General features: G+C 69.8%; 16 protein-coding genes. 7 read left to right on the forward strand and 9 right to left on the reverse strand.

Translation table 11 applies throughout. From position 1 onward, the window contains the following. Positions 1 to 17: 17 nt before the first annotated feature. The gene (locus tag ITJ69_RS01020) at positions 18 to 1,685 is read right to left on the reverse strand and encodes a GspE/PulE family protein (protein ID WP_111083486.1); all 1,668 of its coding nucleotides are present in this window, start codon (positions 1,683 to 1,685) and stop codon (positions 18 to 20) included. A gap of 178 nt (positions 1,686 to 1,863) precedes the next feature. Next, positions 1,864 to 2,892, reverse strand: a complete 1,029-nt coding sequence (locus tag ITJ69_RS01025) for a GNAT family N-acetyltransferase (RefSeq protein WP_159571820.1) — start codon at positions 2,890 to 2,892, stop codon at positions 1,864 to 1,866. An 85-nt stretch (positions 2,893 to 2,977) separates the two neighbouring features. Here ITJ69_RS01025 and ITJ69_RS01030 point away from each other — a divergent pair, with 85 nt between their 5' ends. Beyond that, positions 2,978 to 3,373 (forward strand): VOC family protein, encoded by a 396-nt coding sequence (locus tag ITJ69_RS01030; RefSeq protein ID WP_159571823.1) that lies wholly within the window; start codon positions 2,978 to 2,980, stop codon positions 3,371 to 3,373. A 129-nt stretch (positions 3,374 to 3,502) separates the two neighbouring features. Here ITJ69_RS01030 and rpoC read toward each other — a convergent pair whose 3' ends face one another. The 6 genes from rpoC to ITJ69_RS01060 form a co-directional block, all read right to left on the reverse strand. After that, positions 3,503 to 7,384: a DNA-directed RNA polymerase subunit beta' gene (rpoC, locus tag ITJ69_RS01035; protein WP_111083489.1), complete on the reverse strand. Its 3,882-nt coding sequence runs from the start codon at positions 7,382 to 7,384 to the stop codon at positions 3,503 to 3,505. 45 nt (positions 7,385 to 7,429) lie between these two features. After that, entirely contained in the window at positions 7,430 to 10,918 is a 3,489-nt protein-coding gene (gene rpoB, locus ITJ69_RS01040) for a DNA-directed RNA polymerase subunit beta (protein WP_111083490.1), read from the reverse strand. A gap of 460 nt (positions 10,919 to 11,378) precedes the next feature. Continuing rightward, positions 11,379 to 11,990, reverse strand: coding sequence for a hypothetical protein (locus ITJ69_RS01045; protein WP_194671738.1), 612 nt, complete (start codon positions 11,988 to 11,990; stop codon positions 11,379 to 11,381). 306 nt (positions 11,991 to 12,296) lie between these two features. Then, positions 12,297 to 12,947 (reverse strand): response regulator, encoded by a 651-nt coding sequence (locus ITJ69_RS20820; protein WP_194671739.1) that lies wholly within the window; start codon positions 12,945 to 12,947, stop codon positions 12,297 to 12,299. Further along, on the reverse strand, positions 12,944 to 14,332 hold the full coding sequence (locus ITJ69_RS01055) for a sensor histidine kinase (protein WP_194671740.1): 1,389 nt from the start codon (positions 14,330 to 14,332) through the stop codon (positions 12,944 to 12,946). Before ITJ69_RS01055 ends, ITJ69_RS20820 begins: the two co-directional genes overlap by 4 nt. Then, positions 14,329 to 14,898: a hypothetical protein gene (locus ITJ69_RS01060; protein ID WP_194671741.1), complete on the reverse strand. Its 570-nt coding sequence runs from the start codon at positions 14,896 to 14,898 to the stop codon at positions 14,329 to 14,331. Before ITJ69_RS01060 ends, ITJ69_RS01055 begins: the two co-directional genes overlap by 4 nt. 142 nt (positions 14,899 to 15,040) lie before the next feature. On the opposite strand from ITJ69_RS01060, the gene ITJ69_RS01065 reads away from it, so the two are divergent. From ITJ69_RS01065 to ITJ69_RS01090, 6 genes are all read left to right on the forward strand, one after another. Further along, positions 15,041 to 15,883 carry a spermidine synthase gene (locus tag ITJ69_RS01065; RefSeq protein ID WP_123339452.1) on the forward strand — a complete coding sequence of 281 codons (843 nt, stop codon included), beginning with the start codon at positions 15,041 to 15,043 and terminating at the stop codon, positions 15,881 to 15,883. 115 nt (positions 15,884 to 15,998) lie between these two features. Next, on the forward strand, positions 15,999 to 16,691 hold the full coding sequence (locus ITJ69_RS01070; RefSeq protein ID WP_194671742.1) for a hypothetical protein: 693 nt from the start codon (positions 15,999 to 16,001) through the stop codon (positions 16,689 to 16,691). A gap of 125 nt (positions 16,692 to 16,816) precedes the next feature. Then, on the forward strand, positions 16,817 to 17,647 hold the full coding sequence (locus ITJ69_RS01075) for a hypothetical protein (protein ID WP_194671743.1): 831 nt from the start codon (positions 16,817 to 16,819) through the stop codon (positions 17,645 to 17,647). Next, positions 17,644 to 18,135, forward strand: a complete 492-nt coding sequence (locus tag ITJ69_RS01080; RefSeq protein ID WP_134194363.1) for a SprT-like domain-containing protein — start codon at positions 17,644 to 17,646, stop codon at positions 18,133 to 18,135. The genes ITJ69_RS01075 and ITJ69_RS01080 overlap by 4 nt, the downstream gene beginning before the upstream one ends. Positions 18,136 to 18,182: 47 nt before the next feature. After that, entirely contained in the window at positions 18,183 to 18,878 is a 696-nt protein-coding gene (locus tag ITJ69_RS01085; RefSeq protein ID WP_111083499.1) for a CGNR zinc finger domain-containing protein, read from the forward strand. A 77-nt stretch (positions 18,879 to 18,955) separates the two neighbouring features. After that, positions 18,956 to 20,215, forward strand: coding sequence for an Nramp family divalent metal transporter (locus ITJ69_RS01090; protein ID WP_323742874.1), 1,260 nt, complete (start codon positions 18,956 to 18,958; stop codon positions 20,213 to 20,215). A 33-nt stretch (positions 20,216 to 20,248) separates the two neighbouring features. Here the strand turns inward: ITJ69_RS01090 and ITJ69_RS01095 are convergent, their stop codons facing one another. Then, positions 20,249 to 20,551 (reverse strand): DUF427 domain-containing protein, encoded by a 303-nt coding sequence (locus tag ITJ69_RS01095; protein ID WP_111083501.1) that lies wholly within the window; start codon positions 20,549 to 20,551, stop codon positions 20,249 to 20,251. Positions 20,552 to 20,564 lie beyond the last annotated feature (13 nt).

Consider the following 20,564-nt stretch of genomic DNA (forward strand, 5'->3'; position numbering starts at 1 on the left):
GCTGCGCTCTCTCGTGACTACGCGACCACGCGCAGGATCTCGTCGACGCTCGTGAGACCGAGCTTGACCTTCTCGAAGCCGTCCTGGCGGAGCGTCAGCATCCCCTGCGCCTGGGCGACGCGGCTGATCTCGGCGCTCGAGGCGCGCGAGACGGCGAGGCGTTCGATCTCCTCGGTGACGGTCATGACCTCGTGCAGGGCGATGCGGCCGCGGTACCCGGTGTTCGAGCAGACCGCGCAGCCGATGGGGGCGAAGAACGCCGGGACCTCGTCGCCGGGGCGCAGGAACCCGAGGGTACGGAGCTGTTCGGCCTCGTACACGGCGGGGGCCTTGCACCGGTCGCACAACCGTCGCGCCAGACGCTGGGCCACGACGGAGTCCAACGCGGAGCCGACCAGGAAGGGCTCGATGTCCATCTCGGTGAGTCGGGTCACGGCGGAGGGGGCGTCGTTCGTGTGCAGGGTGGACAGCACCAGGTGGCCGGTGAGAGATGCCTCGATGGCGATCTGGGCGGTCTCGTGGTCGCGGATCTCACCGAGCAGGACGACGTCGGGGTCGGAGCGCAGGATCGAGCGCAGCGCCGAGGCGAAGGTCAGCCCGGCCTTCGGGTTGACCTGCACCTGGTTGATGCCGGCCATCCGGTACTCGACCGGGTCCTCGACGGTGATGACGTTGATCTCGGGCTTCGCGACCGCGTTCAGGGTCGTGTACAGCGTCGTGGACTTGCCGGAGCCGGTGGGCCCGGTGACCAGGATCATGCCGTACGGCTTCGAGTACGACCGCTGGTACGCCTGGAAGTTCTGCTCGAGGAGGTTGAGGTCCTTGAGGGTCAGCGACGTGTTCGTGTTGTCGAGGATCCGCATGACGACCTTCTCGCCCCACACGGTGGGCAGCGTCGCCACGCGGAGGTCGATCTGGCGGCCACCGTGGCGGACCGACATGCGGCCGTCCTGCGGCTTGCGACGCTCGGCGATGTCGATGTCGCTCATGATCTTCAGGCGGCTGATGACGCCGTTCTGGATGTTCTTCGGCGCCGGGGCCATCTCGTGCAGCACACCGTCGATGCGGTAGCGGATCCGGACCTCGTGCTCACCGGGCTCGATGTGGATGTCCGAGGCGTGGTCCTGGATGGCCTGCGAGACGAGCAGGTTCACGAAGCGAACGATCGGGACGTCGTCGAGGGCACCGTCGGCCAGGTCCACCTGGGCCGAGGAGCTGACCGAGGCTTCTTCTTCGAGCGACGAGGTCAGGTCGTTGAGCTCGTCGTCGGCACGCAGGTAGCGGTCGAGCGCGGTGAGCAGGTCGCGCTCGTCGACCTGGAGCGGCTTGATCGGCCGGCCGGACGCAGCGCGGGCATCGTCGATCGCGAGCACGTTGGTCGGGTTGACCATCGCGAGGATGAGCAGCTCGCCCTCGAACCCGACACCGAGGACACCGTGGCGACGGCAGAGCGCAGCGGGGAGGATCGAGACCGCAGTGCCGTCGACCGGGTAGTCGGTCAACGGGACGGTGCGGGAGTTGTTCGACGCCGCGCGGGCGGTGATGAACTGCGCCTCGCTCACGACGCCCTGGTCGACCAGGCCGCGGATCGCGCGCTCGTCGAGGTCCTCGTCGCCCGTCATCGAGTCGAGGTGCTCGATCGGCAGGGCGCCGTTCAGGATGAGGATCTCGGACAGGGTCGCCATGAGTCCTGTGCCTCCTTGGACTCGCGCGCGGCGAGACGTGGTCGGGTTCCGCACCACCAGGGATGTGGCGCTCGACCACGCTACTTCTGCGACAGTCGTCGGCCGCAGTCCCAGAAGGAGGGGGCGGAGGGGGTCCGGATGCACCCAGAACTGGGGTCCAGGATCCCCGACGCGACGGTCAGAGCGACGCCGACGCGGTGACGTGGACCTCGCCGGCGACGAACCCGAGTCGCTCGTAGATGCGCCCGGCTCCGCTCGGGTTCTCGGCGTCGACGTGCAGCACCGCCGCGGACAGCCCGTCGGCGCGGATCGCTTGCAGCGTGGCGTCGAGGACGATCGGGGCGAGACCCGTCCCCCGTGCTGCACGCACGACGCCGACCCAGTGCACGTACCCGTACGAACGGCCCCGGGCAGCGAACCCGTCGGGCTCCACCTCGACGATCGTGAACGCCACGACCGAACCGTCGGCGTCGACGACGGCCCGCGACAGGTCCAGCCGGCTCTTGTCCGAGGTGAGGAACCCCCGCCAGTCCGACGCGACCATCGGCTGGGAACCCCAGTGGTCGCGGAAGGCGTCGTTCTTGGCCGTCCGGAGCGGTTCGATGTCGTCCGCCGTGACGGGCCGCAGGACGAGCCCGTCCCCCAGGACGGGCACTGCGTCGGTGTCCGGCGTGCGGTCGTCGAACACGACCTGCATGTCGAGCCACGTGCGCACCGGCGCGAAGTCGTGGTGCGCCGCCAGCCGCAGCGCCGAGGACCCCTGCCGTCCACCGACTTCGAGCGTCGCCGGCAGGTCGACGTCGAGCGTCGCCAGGCGCTGCCGGGCCCGGCCGACCTGCCATCCGAGCACCCGCCGTCCGATCCCCTGCCCGCGCAGGTCGGGGTGGACCGCCCCGTCGAGCACGGCACGCGCAGCGGTGACGCGGGAGGGGACGTCGATGACGATGCCGTAGGCCTGCACATGCCCTCCAGCATCGACCCCCACCACGGTGTCCCTGGTGACGTCCAGCCCCTCGGTGGACAACGACCGTTCGAGGTCAGCTGTGGAGGGACGAGCGTGCGGGTCATCGACCGCAGCCGACGCGACCGCGACGGCGTGCATCGCCCCGACGTCGTCGTGCGCGCCCGCGCGGAACGTCAGGCCGCCGATCGGCGTGGGGAACGAGAGGTGTGCCGGGGCCGTGATCCGTTCGCGCAGGGTCGCCATCCCTCCAGCCTGCCAGTTCCGCCGCGCGGCGAGGCACCGCGGAAAGCCCCTCGACGAGCAGGCCCGACCGGGACCATGATGAGTCATGGACATCACGAGCGTGACCGTGGGGCTGCCCGTCACCGACATCGAGGCGTCCTGCCTCTGGTACGGCGCCGTCTTCGAGCGCACCGAACCGGACCTCGAACCCGAGGACGGTGTCGCCGAGTACGAGGTCGGCGGGATCTGGATCCAGCTCTACGAGGACGACTCCGCCGAGGAGAACCCCGTGAGCGTCCGGTTCGGCGTCGACGACGTCGGAGCCCAGCACGCTCGCATCGGCTCGCTCGGCATCGACATCGGACCGGTCGAGTGCGTCGACGGCGCCGTGAACTGGTTCGACGTCCGCGACCCCGACGGCAACGTCCTCAGCCTGTTCTCGCTCGTGGACGAGACCGGTCGCGGTTCGGGACGCGACAGCGGCGCGGACCGCGCGCTCTAGACGCACCCGCTCGACGGCCGGGAGGCCCGTGGCGGCCTGGCACCGGGCCTCCTGTCCGTCACGTGGTGACGACACGACGAAGGCCCCGCCTCCTTGCGGAGACGGGGCCTTCGTGGGATCACATCAGACTCAGTTGTACGTGCCCGGCGTGAAGTCGTCCGACGAGAAGCTGTCGAAGTCGACGAAGCTCAGGTCGGCGTCCGAGAACGACGAGTCGTCCGCGAAGATGCGGTTGGGGTACCGCTCTGCCTTCGCTTCTTCCGTCGCGTTCACGTCCACGTCGCGGTACCGGCTGAGACCCGTCCCGGCGGGGATGAGCTTACCGATGATGACGTTCTCCTTGAGGCCGACGAGGTGGTCCTGCTTGCCCTCCATGGCCGCCTGCGTGAGCACGCGGGTGGTCTCCTGGAAGGAAGCGGCGGACAGCCACGACTCGGTCGCGAGGGACGCCTTCGTGATGCCCATGACCTCCTGGCGAGCCGAGGCGGTCTTGCGACCCTCCTGCAGCGCCGCGCGGTTCAGCATGTTGTAGCGCGACCGGTCGACGAGCTCACCCGGCAGCAGGTCGGTGTCGCCGTGGTCGACGACGGTGACCTTGCGGAGCATCTGACGGACGATGACCTCGATGTGCTTGTCGTGGATCGGCACACCCTGCGAGCCGTAGACGTCCTGCACACCGTTGACCAGGTGCTTCTGGACCTCTCGGACACCCTTGACCCGGAGGACTTCCTTCGGGTCGACGGTGCCGGCGATGAACTGCTCGCCGAGCTCGACGTGCTGGTTGTCCTCGATGAGGAGCGTCGCACGCTTGAGCACCGGGTAGATGAACGGCTCGTCACCGTTGTCCGGCGTGAGGATGATCCGACGACCCTTGTCCGTGTCCTCGACGACGACGCGGCCGGGGGCCTCGGCGATCGGGGACGCGCCCTTGGGCGTACGGGCCTCGAAGAGCTCCGTGACACGCGGCAGACCCTGGGTGATGTCATCGGCCGAGGCCGAACCACCCGTGTGGAAGGTACGCATCGTCAGCTGGGTACCGGGCTCACCGATGGACTGCGCGGCGATGATGCCGACTGCCTCACCGATGTCGACCAGGTTGCCGGTGGCGAGCGAACGGCCGTAGCACTTCGCGCAGACACCGACGGCCGACTCGCAGGTCAGGACCGAGCGCACCTTGATGCTCTCGACACCGGCTGCCAGCAGCTTCTCGAGGAGCACGTCACCGACGTCCTCACGAGCCTCGGCGACGACCGTGCCCTTGGCGTCCACGGCCTCGGTGGCCAGGGTGCGCGAGTACACGGTGTTCTCGACGCGCGGGTCACGGACCAGCTTGCCGTCCGCGTCCACGGTCGCGATCGGCAGCTCGAGGCCACGCGTCGTACCGCAGTCGTCCTCGCGGATGATGACGTCCTGCGAGACGTCCACGAGACGACGGGTGAGGTACCCGGAGTCCGCGGTACGGAGCGCGGTGTCGGCAAGACCCTTGCGAGCACCGTGGGTGGCGATGAAGTACTCCGCCACGGTCAGGCCCTCGCGGTACGAGTTGATGATCGGGCGGGCGATGATCTCGCCCTTCGGGTTGTTCACCAGACCACGCATACCCGCGATGTTGCGGACCTGCAGCCAGTTACCACGAGCACCCGACGACACCATGCGGTTGATCGTGTTGTCGACGGGGAAGTTGTCCCGCATCTCCTGCGCGATCTCGTTGGTGGCCTCGGTCCAGATCTTGATCAGGTCGGCGCGACGCTCGGAGTCGGTGATCAGACCCTTGTCGAACTCGCCCTGCACCTTGGCGGCCTGGATCTCGTAGCCCGCGATGATCTCCTTCTTGCGAGGAGGCGTCACGACGTCCGACAGGGCGACGGTCACACCGGAGCGCGTGCCCCAGTAGAAGCCGGCGTCCTTGATCCGGTCCAGCGCAGCGGCCGTCTCGGTCTTGGAGTACCGCTCGGCGAGGTCGTTGACGATCGCGGACAGCACACCCTTGTCGGTGACCTTCTGGACGAACGGGTAGTTCGCCGGGAGGGTCTCGTTGAAGAGCGCACGGCCCAGGGTCGTCTCGAGGAGGACGGTGTCGCCCTGCTCGTAGCCCTCGGGAGCTTCACCCTCGGCGAAGTGGACACCCGTCATGCGGATCTTCGCCATGGCGTTGAGGTGCAGCGTGTGCTGGTCGTTGGCCAGGATCGCCTCGGCGACCGACGAGAACGCACGGCCCTCACCGACGGCGCCCTCGCGGACGGTCGTCAGGTGGTGCAGACCGATGATCATGTCCTGTGCGGGCAGGGTCACCGGACGGCCGTCGGACGGCTTCAGGATGTTGTTCGAGGCGAGCATCAGGATGCGGGCCTCGGCCTGGGCCTCCACCGACAGCGGCAGGTGCACGGCCATCTGGTCACCGTCGAAGTCCGCGTTGAACGCAGCACACACGAGCGGGTGGAGCTGGATGGCCTTGCCCTCGACGAGCTGCGGTTCGAACGCCTGGATGCCCAGACGGTGCAGCGTCGGCGCACGGTTCAGCAGCACGGGGCGCTCGCGGATGATCTCCTCGAGCACGTCCCACACCTGCGGACGCGAACGCTCGACCATGCGCTTGGCCGACTTGATGTTCTGCGCGTGCGACAGGTCGATCAGGCGCTTGATCACGAACGGCTTGAAGAGCTCGAGCGCCATCTGCTTGGGCAGACCACACTGGTGCAGCTTCAGCTGCGGGCCGACGATGATGACCGAACGGCCCGAGTAGTCGACGCGCTTACCGAGCAGGTTCTGGCGGAAACGACCCTGCTTGCCCTTGAGCATGTCGCTCAGGGACTTCAGGGCGCGGTTGCCGGTACCCGTGACCGGACGTCCACGACGACCGTTGTCGAACAGCGCGTCAACGGCTTCCTGCAGCATGCGCTTCTCGTTGTTCACGATGATCTCGGGGGCACCGAGGTCGAGCAGGCGGCGGAGACGGTTGTTGCGGTTGATCACACGACGGTAGAGGTCGTTGAGGTCCGACGTGGCGAAACGGCCACCGTCGAGCTGCACCATCGGGCGCAGCTCCGGCGGGATGACCGGCACGACGCCGAGCACCATCGCTGCCGGCGAGTTGCCGGTGGCGAGGAAGGAGCTGACGACGCGCAGACGCTTGATCGCACGGATCTTCTTCTGGCCCTTGCCCTCGGCGATCTGCAGACGCAGCGCCTCGGCCTCGGCAGCCAGGTCGAACGCCTCGAGCCGGAGCTTGATCGCCTCGGCGCCCATGTAGGCGTCGAAGTAGATCCCGAACCGGTCCTGGAGCTCGTGGAAGACGGCGTCCTCGGGCTTGAGGTCGCCCACCTTGAGGTTGCGGAAGTCCTCCCACACACGCTCGAGACGGGTGATGTCCTCGTCGAACGACTTGCGGACCTGGGACATCTCCTTCTCGGCGGTGTCCTTGGTGCGCCGCTTGACGTCGGCCTTCGCTCCCTCTTCCTCAAGGGCTGCGAGGTCGTCCTCGAGCTTCTTGAGGCGGTCGGCGATGATCGAGTCGCGCTGGCCCTCGAGGGTCTTGATCTCGAGACGCATCTCGTTCTCGAGGCCCGGCATGTCCGCGTGACGGCCCTCTTCATCGATGTCGATGATCATGTACGCCGCGAAGTAGATGACCTTCTCGAGGTCCTTCGGCGCCATGTCGAGGAGGTACCCGAGGCGCGACGGGACGCCCTTGAAGTACCAGATGTGCGTGACGGGGGCAGCGAGCTCGATGTGGCCCATGCGCTCACGACGGACCGAGGACTTGGTGACCTCGACGCCGCAGCGCTCGCAGACGATGCCCTTGAACCGGACACGCTTGTACTTGCCGCAGGCGCACTCCCAGTCGCGGGAAGGTCCGAAGATCTGCTCGCCGAACAGACCGTCCTTCTCGGGCTTCAGGGTGCGGTAGTTGATGGTCTCCGGCTTCTTGACCTCGCCGTACGACCACTGACGGATGTCCTCGGCGGTCGCGAGGCCGATCCGAATGGCGTCAAAGGAAGTTGCTTCGAGCAATGTTCTTCTCTCTTGCTTGATTCAGGCTTCGATGTACGGGCGGGATCAGATGTCGTCGACGGACGACGACTCGAACCGCGAGGAGATGTTGATGCCCAGCTCCTCCGCAGCGCGGAAGACCTCGTCATCGTTGTCGCGCAGGCTGACCGCCTGGCCGTCGGCCGAGAGGACCTCGACGTTCAGGCAGAGCGACTGCATCTCCTTCATGAGGACCTTGAAGGACTCGGGGATGCCGGGTTCCTGGATGTTCTCGCCCTTGACGATCGCCTCGTAGACCTTCACGCGGCCGAGGATGTCGTCGGACTTGATCGTCAGGAGCTCCTGGAGGGCGTAGGCGGCGCCGTACGCCTCGAGCGCCCACACCTCCATCTCACCGAATCGCTGGCCACCGAACTGCGCCTTACCACCCAGCGGCTGCTGCGTGATCATCGAGTACGGACCCGTCGAACGAGCGTGGATCTTGTCGTCGACCAGGTGGTGCAGCTTGAGGATGTACATGTAGCCGACCGAGACGGGCTCGGGGAACGGCTCGCCGGAGCGACCGTCGAAGAGCTGCGCCTTGCCGGACGAGCCGATCAGGCGCTCGCCGTCGCGGTTCGGGAGGGTCGAGTCGAGGAGGCCCTCGATCTCGCGCTCGTACGCACCGTCGAACACCGGGGTGGCGACCTTCGTGCCCGGAGCGGCGCTGTGCGCTGCCTCGGGGAGGGCCGATGCCCACTCCTGGATGCCCTCGACGTTCCAGCCCTGCTTGGCGAGCCAACCGAGGTGGATCTCGAGGACCTGGCCGAAGTTCATGCGGCCGGGGACGCCGAGCGGGTTCAGGACGATGTCGACCGGGGTGCCGTCGGCGAGGAAGGGCATGTCCTCGACCGGGAGGATGGTCGAGATGACGCCCTTGTTGCCGTGACGACCGGCGAGCTTGTCACCCGCGGTGATCTTGCGCTTCTGGGCGATGTAGACGACCACGCGCTGGTTGACACCAGAGCCGAGTTCGTCGTCGCCGTCCTGCGAGTCGAACACCTTGACGCCGATGATCGTGCCCTCTTCACCGTGGGGCACCTTCAGCGAGGTGTCGCGGACTTCGCGCGACTTCTCGTTGAAGATGGCGCGGAGGAGGCGCTCTTCAGCGGAGAGCTCGGTCTCGCCCTTCGGCGTGACCTTGCCGACCAGGATGTCGCCGGGGCGGACCTCGGCACCGATGCGGATGATGCCACGCTCGTCGAGGTCGGCCAGCAGGTCCGGGCTGACGTTGGGGAGGTCACGGGTGATCTCCTCCTTGCCGAGCTTCGTGTCGCGGGCGTCGACCTCGTACTCCTCGATGTGGATCGAGGAGAGCGTGTCGTCCTTGATGAGGTTCTGCGACAGGATCATCGCGTCCTCGTAGTTGTAGCCCTCCCACGGCATGAACGCGACGAGGAGGTTCTTGCCGAGCGCGAGCTCGCCGTTCTCCGTCGCGGGACCGTCGGCGATGACCTCGCCCTGCTCCACACGCTCGCCGGCCGAGACGACCACGCGGTGGTTGTAGCTCGTGCCCTGGTTGGAGCGGTCGAACTTGCGCAGGTAGAAGGTCTGCGTGCCACCCTCGTCGAGCTGCAGGGTCACGGCGTCTGCCGAGACCTCGGAGACGACACCGGCCTTGTCGGCGGTGACGACGTCACCGGCGTCGATCGCGGTGTAGCCCTCCATGCCGGTACCGACGAGCGGCGACTCGGAACGGAGCAGCGGGACGGCCTGACGCTGCATGTTCGCACCCATGAGGGCGCGGTTCGCGTCGTCGTGCTCGAGGAACGGGATGAGCGAGGTCGCGACCGACACCATCTGGCGCGGCGAGACGTCCATGTAGTCGACTTCGCCCTTGGCGACGAGTTCGACCTCACCACCCTTCTTGCGGACGAGGACCTTGTCGTCGGCGAAGTGGAACGAGTCGGTCAGCGGCGCATTGGCCTGCGCGACGACGAACTCGTCCTCTTCCGAGGCGGTCAGGTAGTCGATGGTCTTCGTGACCTCGCCGTTGACGACGCGACGGTACGGGGTCTCGATGAAGCCGAACGAGTTGATCCGACCGAACGACGCGAGCGAACCGATCAGGCCGATGTTCGGGCCTTCCGGGGTCTCGATCGGGCACATGCGGCCGTAGTGCGACGGGTGGACGTCACGGACCTCGACGCCGGCACGCTCACGGGACAGACCACCCGGGCCGAGGGCCGAGAGACGACGCTTGTGCGTCAGGCCCGCGAGCGGGTTGTTCTGGTCCATGAACTGCGACAGCTGGGACGTTCCGAAGAACTCCTTGATCGCGGCGACGACCGGACGCACGTTGATGAGCGTCTGGGGCGTGATCGCCTCGATGTCCTGCGTGGTCATGCGCTCGCGGACGACGCGCTCCATGCGGGACAGACCCGTGCGGACCTGGTTCTGGATGAGCTCGCCGACGGCGCGGATGCGACGGTTGCCGAAGTGGTCGATGTCGTCCACGTCGAGGCGCAGCTGCACCGGCTCGCCGTCACGCACGCCGTTCAGCGTGGTCTTCTCGGCGTGCAGGGACACGAGGTACTTGATCGTCGCGACGATGTCCTTGACGGTCAGCACCGAGTCGGACAGCGGGGCGTCGATCCCGAGCTTGCGGTTGACCTTGTAGCGGCCCACCTTCGCCAGGTCGTAGCGCTTCGAGTTGAAGTAGAAGTTGTCGAGCAGCGCACGCGCGGCCTCGGCAGCGACCTGCTCGCCCGGGCGCAGCTTGCGGTAGATGTCCTTGAGCGCCTCTTCCTTCGTGAGGATGGCGTCCTTCTCGAGGGTCGACTCGATCGAGGCGAAGCCCTGGAACTCCTCCATGATCTCCTCGCTGGTCAGACCCAGCGCCTTGAGGAAGACCGTGACGGACTGCTTGCGCTTGCGGTCGATGCGCACGCCCACCTGGTCGCGCTTGTCGATCTCGAACTCGAGCCACGCACCACGCGAGGGGATGACGCGAGCGGAGTAGATGTCCTTGTCGGACGTCTTCTCCTGCTGGCGCTCGAAGTACACGCCGGGCGAACGGACGAGCTGCGACACGACGACGCGCTCGGTGCCGTTGATGATGAACGTGCCGCGTTCGGTCATGAGCGGGAAGTCGCCCATGAAGACCGTCTGCGTCTTGATCTCACCCGTCATGTGGTTCATGAACTCGGCGTTGACGTACAGCGGAGCGGCGTAGGTCTTGCCGCGCTCCTTGCAGTCGTCGATCGAGTACTTGGGGTCCTCGAGCTCGGGCGCCGTGAACGAGAGCTGCATGGTCTCGCCGAGGTCCTCGATCGGGGAGATCTCCTCGAAGATCTCCTCCAACCCGGAGTGCAGGGCGAGGTCGGTGCGACCCTGCTCCTGTCCCTCTGCGAGACGGGCCTTCCAGACGTCGTTGCCGACGAGCCAGTCGAAGCTCTCCGTCTGGAGTGCGAGCAGATCAGGAACCGTGAGGGTGTCCGTGATCTTGGCGAACGAGAGTCGCGAGTGGTTGCGACCGTTCTTGGGGTTGGTGGATGCGTTGGGCGCAGCAGCCAAGGGTGTGACCTCCGTAGGCCCCGTCGGGCCGATACTGACGAGCAGCATGTAGGTGAGTAGATGATCGCTCGGCGATCCCCGCGAGTTCTTGCCCTGCGACCACGCCGACGCGTGCCTGACGCGGAACGTCGGTGCACGTGTGGGATGATCTCCGTGAGCGGGACCCGCCGCCATATACGGGTCCGGCTGCACCAGGGCGAGTTGAGCTTGTCCAACTCAGAACTCTGCGTCGACCGCAATATGACGACACGGATGCCAGGGAGCGCGAACTGCCATCATAGTTCGCGCCGAGTCGTGCTGTCCAGTCCTGGCTTGACCAGATTCGGCAGTGGCGTGTATAAGCCGCTGCGTGCCCGCGGAATTCCCGGCCCGCGCCCGGCCCGCAACGGCCCGCGCCCGGCCCGCGACGGCCCGCAACAGGCCTGCGCACCCCGCCCGCGCAGTGGACCCGGCCGTGCGCTCAGCCGAGTCGCTCGCGCTCGACGTGCCCCGCGCCTCCCGGCTGGCCCTGCAGTCCGGCCAGCGCACGGAAGGCGTCCTCGGGTCGACGGGTGCGCACGAAGGTGACGCGACCACGGTCGTCGGTGAGCTCGATCCCGAGTCCGGGGGTGAGGATCAGGGCGCGCACACCGCGGCCGATCCGCAGGCCGACGCCGCCGTAGGTGCGGGCGTCCGCCTCGACGAGTCGGACGTCGGCGATGCGCCGACGTGCGATGCGCCGTGGCGGCAGCGGCCGGAAGTGCAGCGTGACGTGCGTGTCGGTGACGGCGAACCCGGCTCGCGCGAGCAGCAGGAGCACGCCCGCCACGACGGCAACCAGCGCCGGAACGATGAGCGCGGTCTCCGGCGCGTCGCCGGGCCAGGCGGTCACCGCCGCGGTCAGGCCGAGGCCACCGAGGAGCAGGACAGCGCCGACGACACGCATCCAGGTGGGCGCCGTCTCGTGGTCGGCGTGGGCCGGACGGGAGGCGCGGGGCACCCGCGTCGTCCGGCTCGCGGTCGTGCGCGTGGTGGCACGGGTCGTCGGTGCGGCCAGGCGTGCGGTGGGCACGCTCATCGTGTCAGCGGTCATGTCGGGTCTCCTGCGGCTCGGCGGAGTGTTGCATCCCGTATTTTACATGACGGGTGCGATGTGATCACGGTCAGCGCGCGCGGGTGACCGGAAGGGGCACGCGGACGCGCGCCGACGGCGCGCACGCTCGAGCGCTGGGGGCGCTCGACGGCACGTCGTGGTCACGTCGGGAGGGCGGACGCGCGAGGTGTGGGGCACTGCACGCATCGACGCGGTCCCGCGTGACGACCGGATGAACAGTACGGAACGAGTCTTGGCGTCCGCTGGCCGTCCATGTGTACGCATTCACGTACCGGCCAGGACCGGTCAGCGCAGGACGCGCGCGACCGCCTCGGCGCGGGTGGCGACCCCGAGCTTCGCGAACACCTGGTTCACGTACGACTTCACCGTCGGCACCGTCAGGAACAGCTCCGCCGCGATCTGCGGGTTCGTCCGGCCGGCCGCGATGTGCTCGAGCACGTCGGCCTCGCGCGGGGTGAGGTCCGGGAACCGGTCTCGCAGCGGCGGCACAGCGGGCGCGGACGCCGTCGCCCCGCCGCCGGCGAGCTGCGCCACCAGCCGCGCTCCGACCGTCGCGTCGAACGTCGACTGCCCCGACGCGACCGCCCGGATCGCCGTCGCGATCTCGGCCCGTCCGGCGTCCTTCGTCAGGTACCCACGCGCACCCGCCCGGAGCGCGGTCACGATCGACTCGTCGTCCGCGTAGGTCGTCAGCACGAGCACCGACACCTGCGGGTGGTCGGCCACGATGCGCGCGGTCGCCGTCGGCCCGTCGGTGCCGGGCATGCGCAGGTCCATCAACACGACGTCGGGAGCGTCACGGTCCACCGCCGCGATCGCCTCCGCGCCGTCGGCTGCCTCACCCGTCACCTGCAGGTCCGGTACGAGCGACAGCACCGTCACCAGGCCGTCGCGGACGATCGCCTGGTCGTCGACGACGAGGACACGGATGGTCACGAGGCGTCCACCTCGTGCTCGGCCACCCGGTCCACCGGCAGGTGCAGCGCGACGACGAACTCGTCGTCGGACCGCTCGGCCTCGACCGTCGCGCCGCTGCCGAGCTCCTCGACGCGCTCGCGCATCCCGAGCAGACCCTGGCCGCCGCCGGTGAGCGGGTTGGCCACGACGACGTCCACGGCGTCGCCGTCGCGGACGACGGACAGTGACACGGGTCGGCCGGGGGCGTGCCGGCGGGCGTTGCTGAGGGCCTCGCGAACGACCTGGACGACGGCGGCGCGGTGCGCCTCGTCGAGTGCGGCCAGGGTCGTGTCGCCCTGCACCACGATGGTGCCGCCGAACGAGCGGTGGGCGGCGACCAGGGCGGTCAGGTCGGTGCGGTCCGGCACGTGGTCGGTGCGGTCGGTCTGGTCGGTGTGGTCCGGCACGTGGTCGGTGGACGGCCGGGAGGCGCGGCTCGCGTCCGGCACGTCGGCTCCGGTGGTCCGCGTGGCCTGGTCCGGGGCCGTGGTCCGGTCCGGTGTGGTGGTGCGGTCCGCGGTCGTGGTCGGGTCGGAGACGGCGGCCCCGTCCGGGGTGGCGGCCCGGTCCGGGGTGGCGGCCCGGTCCGGGGTGGCATCGGGCTCGGCGTCCGCGTCGTCGCGGAGGGCGTGCACGGCTCGGCGGGCTTCGGCGAGGCCGTCCGCCGCCAGGGTCCTGGCCTCGCCGGCACGCTTCGTCGCGTCGTCGACCCGGCCGGCCTCGAGCAGGGCCTCGACCGCATCGAGCTGCAGCACGAGTCCGCCCAGCGAGTGCGCGAGCACGTCGTGGATGTCCCGCGAGGCCCGGGACCGGTCGGCGAGGAGCTGTGCCCGCTGCTGGTCCTGCTCGGCCTGCCGCGCGCGCTGCGCCGCGACCCGGAACTGCCGGCGGCTGAACCCGATGAGCACGCCGAGCAGCAGCCCGCCGCTCGTGCCGAGGACGAACTGGACCGAGGCGTGCTCGATCGTCGCGCAGACGGCGATGACCACCATCGCCCCCACCGCCGCCACCGCCGCGAGCCAGACCGGCACCCGAAGGTTCGCGCCGAGCAGGACGATCCCGACGATCACGGGGACGATCATGAGCGAGTCGGTCGCCACCACGGTCAGGGAACCGGCGACGATCATCACCACGCCCGCGACGACGAGCAGCTGCGGCGTCCGGCCGAACTCGCGGAGCGCCCACGCGGCGAGCGCCACCGCGCCGAGCACCCACACCCACGCGGGGGGCTGCAGCTCGAGTCCGTTCTTCACGAACCAGAACCCGACGATCGCGATGCCGAGGGCGTTGAGTCCCCAGGCGGTTGCCGAACGGGACCGACCCCCGGGGAGGTCGGTCGGGTCCTGTCCGCTCAGCAGGGTCACCGGACCATCATGCCGCGGGTGGTGCGGCCACTGGCGGTCCGGTCGCCGCGGTCTCCGCGGTCGCTCTGGTCTCCGTGGTCTCCGCGGTCTCCGCGCGGGATGCGCTGGTCGATGACGACGGCGCGGGCGGCGCGGTTCAGGGCGAGCACGAGCAGGATCGCGCCGGTCGAGGTGAGCAGGTGCGCACCGAGGTGGCCGCCGAGCACGTCGAGGCCGACGCGCACGGCGATGAGCACGATCCAGAGCGACGCACCGAGCCACCCCGTGCGGGACTGGATCGTCCGACCCTTGCTGTCCGGGGTGGCGACCGTGCGGAACCGGGTGATGGTGCCCATCGTCAGGCCCACACCGATCGTGATCAGGGCCTCGATGCCGAGGAACACGACGTCGGTCGTGGTGATCGTCGCCCCCGACTGCGCCAGGACCACCACACCGACGATCGCCATGATCATCGGCGTGCGCCAGATGCGCGCCGGGTCGAGGTACTGCCAGGTGGCCTGGCGGTACCCGAGGAAGCCGACGAGGGCGACGCCGATCAGGACGTTGACGAGGAGTTGGACCGACATGGTGTGCCTTTCGAGGTGACCCGGCGGGACGTCCCCGACCGATGGATCCAGCCTCGTTCCGGTGCGTTCGCGGGCACACCAACCAGGGGTGGGGGCCCGGGTGGTGATCGCGGTGCCGGTCGGGTGGTGTTCGATTGACCGCATGGCTGATGCGTTCGACGGGTTCCGGATCGGTGCGGGCTACTCGGTGGTCGAGCCGGACCGGCACCGCCCCGGGTCGTTCACACTCGTGGTGGACGGCACGCCGCAGTCGCACGTCGACCTCGAGGACCCGACCCACCTGGCGTTCGAGTACATCCGACGGATCGGGCACGCCATCGACCTGCTGCCGTCCGGTCCGGTCACGGCGCTGCACCTCGGCGCCGGTGCCCTGACGCTCCCCCGGTACGTCGCAGTGACCCGGCCGGGCTCCCGCCAGCAGGTCATCGAGCTCGAGCGCGACCTGGTGGACCACGTCCGCGAGGTCCTGCCGTTCCCCCGCGGAGCGTCGATCCGGGTGCGGTACGGCGACGCGCGCGAGGTGCTCGGCAAGCTCCCCTCCGGGCTGCGCGGCACGGTGGACCTGGCGGTGGTGGACGTCTTCGGCGGCTCGCAGATCCCGGCGCACGTGACGAGCATCGAGTTCTACCGCGAGGTCGCCGCGTTCCTGTCGCCGACCGGCATCGTCGCCGTGAACGTGGCCGACGGCGCGGGTCTCGCGTTCGCACGGGGGCAGGCGTCGACGCTGCAGGCCGTGCTGCCGTCGGTGGCAGCGGTGGCGGACACCGGCATGCTCAAGGGGCGTCGGTTCGGGAACATCGTGCTGCTCGGCTCGCCGACCGACCTGCCGATCGCCGAGATGCCGCGGCGGTACTCGTCGGACCCGATGCCGGCGAAGGTCGTGCACGGGGCCGAGTTGCGGGCGTTCATCGCCGGGGCGCCGATCGTCACCGACGCGACGGCCGTGGCGTCACCGGAGCCGAACCGGAGCGTGTTCGGCGCCTGACCCTGCGGTGACGACGGGGCGGCGCGCCAGGCCGTTCCCGGGCACTCGGCGGGTGCGGCTGTCAGGATGGTCTGAACGACCGCGCAGGTGCGCGACCGAGCGATGGGATCCCCTGATGACGAACGACGACCGGAGCAACCAGGACCGGACGGGCGACGGCCAGGCGCCGAGCTGGGGCGAAGCCCCGCAGCAGCAGCCCGCCGCCGACGCACCGCGGTACGGCGAGCGGAGCGACCCGACGCCGCAGTACGGGCAGTCCGCCCCGCAGTACGGCGAGCAGCAGAACCAGTACGGGCAGCAGCAGCAGCAGCAGTACGGGCAGCAGCAGGACCAGTACGGCCAGCAGCAGCAGTACGGCCAGCAGCCGTACGCCGCCGCGCCCGCGAGCTCCGGTTCGCCCGCGTGGCAGAGCTACGAGGAACCGAAGGCCAAGAAGAAGACCGTCGGCGTGATCGCGTTCCTGGTCGGCCTCGCCGCCCTGGTCGTGGGAGCCATCGGCGGGTACCTGTTCGGGCAGTCGTTCGGCGCTTCCGACGCCTTCCGCGACTCGATGCAGAACAGCGGAGCGACGCCGAGCGACGCGCAGATCACCGAGCTGATGACCTCGTCGAACGTCATCACCGGATCCCTCATGTTCTACCTGGGCACGGCCCTCGGCCTGTGGGCGATCGTGCAGGGCATCATCGCTGCCGTCACCAAGCGTGGCCGCGGTTGGGGCGTCTTCGCGATCGTCCTCGCCGTCGTCGCGCTCATCGTCTTCGTCGTGGCGGTCGGCGTCGCTGCGGTCGCGGCGAGCGGGATGTCCTGATCCGCTGAGCCCGTCCGGAACGGCCCGTCGTGCTCCGGCACGGCGGGCCGTTCTGCGTCCACCGGCGCGAAGCCTGAGCGCGTCGCACCGGCCGCTCCCGGCAGAGCGCGGCTACCCTCGAACCGATGTCCCTCCCGCCCGACGACCGTCAGCAGCCCGACCCGTCCGACCCGTCCCGTGAACCGCGCCACGCGGCTCCCGTGACGGCCGGGGTCAGCCCGGGCAGCACCTTCGCGCCCATCAGCCTGCGACCGGCGGTCGACGTCGACGCCGTGCACCAACGTCTGCGCGACCTCGGTCAGAGCCGCAGCACCGAGGCGCTCGCGGAACGCGCCGAACTCCTCCGCCTGCTCGGTCGCCTCGACGAGTCACTCGTCGTCGCGGAGGAGGTCTTCCGCCTCGCGATGTTCACGGGCGAGCGTCAGGACAAGGTCGCCGCCCGGATCCGGCGCGCACACATCCTGCACGACCTGGGTCGCCACGAGCGTGCCGCGACCGAGGCCGCCCTGGCCCGCGACACCGCAGCCACCGAGGAGTGGCCGGAGCTCGAGGGTGCCGCCGCCGAGATCGAGGGGTGGTCGCTGTTCGAGAACGACCGCTTCGAAGATGCCCGCGCCGCACTGTCCCGCGCCTACCAGGCGTTCCGCCAGGCCGGTGCCCCGTCCGAGCGCACCGACGCGCTGCGCACCGCGGTCGAGGCGGCGATGCGTGCCTCGATCACGCACCCCGCCGAACCCGCCGACAAGCCGCGGACGGCCCGCGAGGTCGCCGCCCGCCGCGCCGAGGACGACGAACCGACCATGCGCGTCGCGGAGCCGGTCAAGCAGGTCCCGCCGATCCGCCGCCGGGTGCTCGGGGCGCCGGACGCCGCGCGCACCGAGGCCGACGACATCTGGGGACGGATCGCCGCCCGGGCAGCCAAGAAGGGCCAGGCCGACCCCCGCGCCGACCAGTGACCGCACTCGAGACGGTCCGTTCCCGAGCCGAGGCACTCATCTCCGAACACCTCGGCGCGGGCTCGTGGGCCTTCGGGTTCGACCACGCGAAGACCCGCGCAGGACAGTGCGACTTCGCCCGGAAGCGCATCACCGTCAGCCGGCACCTGGCGACACGGTTCTCGGACGACGACGTCGAGCAGGTCCTGCTGCACGAGGTCGCGCACGCCCTCGCCGGCGCCCGTGCGGGCCACGGCCCGAAGTGGAAGCGGACCGCGTCCGCCATCGGGTACACGGGTTCGCGGCTGCACGACGGCCCGATCGCCAGCGAGCTCGCACCGTGGATCGGGACCTGCCCGGCCGGACACGAGCACTTCCGCTACCGGACGCCCACCCGCCAGCTCGCCTGTGCCCGGTGCTCCCGCCGGTTCGATCCCCGCAACGCCATCGTCTGGCGGCGCCGGAGCGAGGCTGACACCCCGTCGACAGTGGCCTCGACTACCGCATGAGTCCGTCCGCGCGCGGAGGCGCGCCGGTAACCCGTTAGCCTGGACGGATGCACACGGGGCAGCACATCCGCACGGACGCCGGATCCACCTGGTTCTTCGACGCCGGTCGGATCGCCCTGGACTTCGCGCACACCGGTGGGTTCGCCGACGACCCGGACGGCCGACGCCCTCGATCGCAGCTCGGTGAGCTGCTCGCGAGCCCGGCGGACCTGGACGAGTGGCTCAGCGACCACACCGAACCGATCGACGTCGGGGCGAGCGCGCGCGAGCTGCAGGACGCACGCGCGCTCCGCGCGGCGATCGCCCGACTCGCCGTCGCCGCGGCCCCCGGCCCGGCGACCACCGCGGCCGAGCGCACCGCCGTCGCGGCGGGCCTTCGTGCCGGGACCGGCCGCACGCGCCCCGCGCCCGACGACATCGACACCGTCAACCTGTTCGCCGCCCTGCCGGACGTGCCCCCGAGCCTCCCGGGTGGCCGACGCCGTGCCGGAGCGAACCGTGTCCGCTTGGCCCAGGCACTGTCCAGCGTCGCGCGCGACGCCGTCGCGCTGTTCACCGAGGTCGGGTTCGACGACGTCGAGGCCGACGGCCGACCGACGCGTCTGAGCCGCTGCTCGGCCGACGACTGCGCGCTGGTCTTCTACGACTCCTCGCGGGGCGGGACGCGTCGCTGGTGCTCGATGCAGCGGTGCGGGAACCGCGCCAAGGTCCGTGCGCACCGCGCTCGGCGCGCGGCGGTCTGAACCACCCTCCAGCCAGCCGACAAGGCACCGCGAAGAAAAAGATTCGGTGCGCCGAATTCTCTGGCATGCTGGGTCCCGTGACCGACACCGCCGCAGCCAGGACCACCGAGGAACCCACGGGTACCCCGAGGCGCCGCGCCGCCGGCCTCACCCTGCTCGGCCCGGCGTTCGTCGCGGCCATCGCCTACGTCGACCCCGGCAACGTGGCGGCCAACCTCACCGCCGGGGCGAAGTACGGCTACCTGCTCCTCTGGGTCCTGGTCGCCGCGAACGCGAGCGCGGTCGTCGTGCAGTACCTGTCCGCCAAGCTCGGCGTCGTCACGGGCAAGTCCCTGCCGGAGCACCTCGGCCTGCGGATGCGTCGCACCCCGAGGCTGCTGTTCTGGGGGCAGGCCGAGATCGTCGCGGCCGCGACCGACATCGCCGAGGTGATCGGCGGCGCACTCGCCCTGCACCTGCTCTTCGGCCTGCCGCTCGTCGCCGGTGGGCTCATCACGGGCGTGGTCTCGATGCTCCTGCTGACCCTGCACAGCCGCCGCGGGACCCGCACCTTCGAAGCCGTCGTCACGGCGATGCTCGCGATCCTGACCGTCGGCTTCTGCGCCGGGCTGCTCTTCGCGCAGGTCTCCCCCGCCGAGCTCGTCAGCGGCCTGGTGCCGCGGTTCGAGGGCTCCGAGTCGGTGATGCTCGCGGCGTCGATGCTCGGCGCGACGGTCATGCCGCACGCGGTGTACCTGCACTCCGCGCTGGCCCGCGACCGGCACGGCGACGTCCCCGCCGGCCCCCAGCGCCGCCGCGTGCTCGTCGCGACCCGGTGGGACGTCGGTCTCGCGCTGGTGGTCGCCGGCGGCGTGAACATCTGCATGCTCGTCCTGGCCGCGGCGACCCTGCCCGGCGTCGCCGACACCGACTCGATCCCCGGTGCCCAGCGGGCGATCGCCGACCACGTCGGGCCCGTCGTCGGGGTGTCGTTCGCGGTGGGGTTGCTGGCGTCGGGGCTGGCCTCGACCTCGGTCGGCTGCATGGCCGGCGCCGAGATCATGAAGGGGCTGCTGCACGTCCGGATCCCGCTCGTGGCACGGCGCGTGATCACCCTGGTGCCGGCGATCGTGCTGCTCGCGATCGGTGCCGACGCGACGATGCTGCTGGTGGTGAGCCAGGTGGTGCTGAGCTTCGGGATCGCCTTCGCGATCGTCCCGTTGGTCGTCTACACGTCGCGCCGCAGCATCATGGGCACGGACGTGAACGCCGCGACCACCCGCGTGGTGGCGTGGGTGATCGCGGCGGTCATCGTGGCGCTCAACGTCGCGCTGATCGTGCTCACGGTGACGCAGTGAGCGGCGACGCGGTGCGCGGCACGACGTCCGTCGTCACTCGACGACCGTGACGTCCTTCCAGAACGCGACGTAGCCCGAGTAGTCCTTGCCGACGCGGTCGAACGACGACGGGATCGGCGTCGGGTAGGACCACGCGCGGTCCTGCAGCGCCTGTCCGTCCACGTTCACCGTGAAGTACTGGGTGTCGCCCTTCCACGGGCAGTGGTACTGGGTGGGGCTCTCGGTGAACAGCTCGGACTTCACGCTCGACGGCGGGAAGTACCAGTTGCCCTCGATCTTGATGAGGTCCTCTTCCGGGGCCTCCGCGATCACCGTGTCGCCGACGACTGCCTTCATGCGTTGCTCCTTC

The organism is Curtobacterium sp. VKM Ac-2887, assembly GCF_015350935.1.
GTDB lineage: Bacteria > Actinomycetota > Actinomycetes > Actinomycetales > Microbacteriaceae > Curtobacterium.

What these genes read in the sequence shown, in the direction of transcription:
- ITJ69_RS01020 (WP_111083486.1), bottom strand. Translation starts at nt 1,685, where the DNA reads ATGGCGACCCTGTCCGAGATCCTCATCCTGAACGGCGCCCTGCCGATC.
- ITJ69_RS01025 (WP_159571820.1), bottom strand. Translation starts at nt 2,892, where the DNA reads ATGGCGACCCTGCGCGAACGGATCACGGCCCCGGCACACCTCTCGTTC.
- ITJ69_RS01030 (WP_159571823.1), top strand. Translation starts at nt 2,978, where the DNA reads ATGGACATCACGAGCGTGACCGTGGGGCTGCCCGTCACCGACATCGAG.
- ITJ69_RS01045 (WP_194671738.1), bottom strand. Translation starts at nt 11,990, where the DNA reads ATGACCGCTGACACGATGAGCGTGCCCACCGCACGCCTGGCCGCACCG.
- ITJ69_RS01060 (WP_194671741.1), bottom strand. Translation starts at nt 14,898, where the DNA reads ATGTCGGTCCAACTCCTCGTCAACGTCCTGATCGGCGTCGCCCTCGTC.
- ITJ69_RS01065 (WP_123339452.1), top strand. Translation starts at nt 15,041, where the DNA reads ATGGCTGATGCGTTCGACGGGTTCCGGATCGGTGCGGGCTACTCGGTG.
- ITJ69_RS01070 (WP_194671742.1), top strand. Translation starts at nt 15,999, where the DNA reads ATGACGAACGACGACCGGAGCAACCAGGACCGGACGGGCGACGGCCAG.
- ITJ69_RS01075 (WP_194671743.1), top strand. Translation starts at nt 16,817, where the DNA reads ATGTCCCTCCCGCCCGACGACCGTCAGCAGCCCGACCCGTCCGACCCG.
- ITJ69_RS01085 (WP_111083499.1), top strand. Translation starts at nt 18,183, where the DNA reads ATGCACACGGGGCAGCACATCCGCACGGACGCCGGATCCACCTGGTTC.
- ITJ69_RS01095 (WP_111083501.1), bottom strand. Translation starts at nt 20,551, where the DNA reads ATGAAGGCAGTCGTCGGCGACACGGTGATCGCGGAGGCCCCGGAAGAG.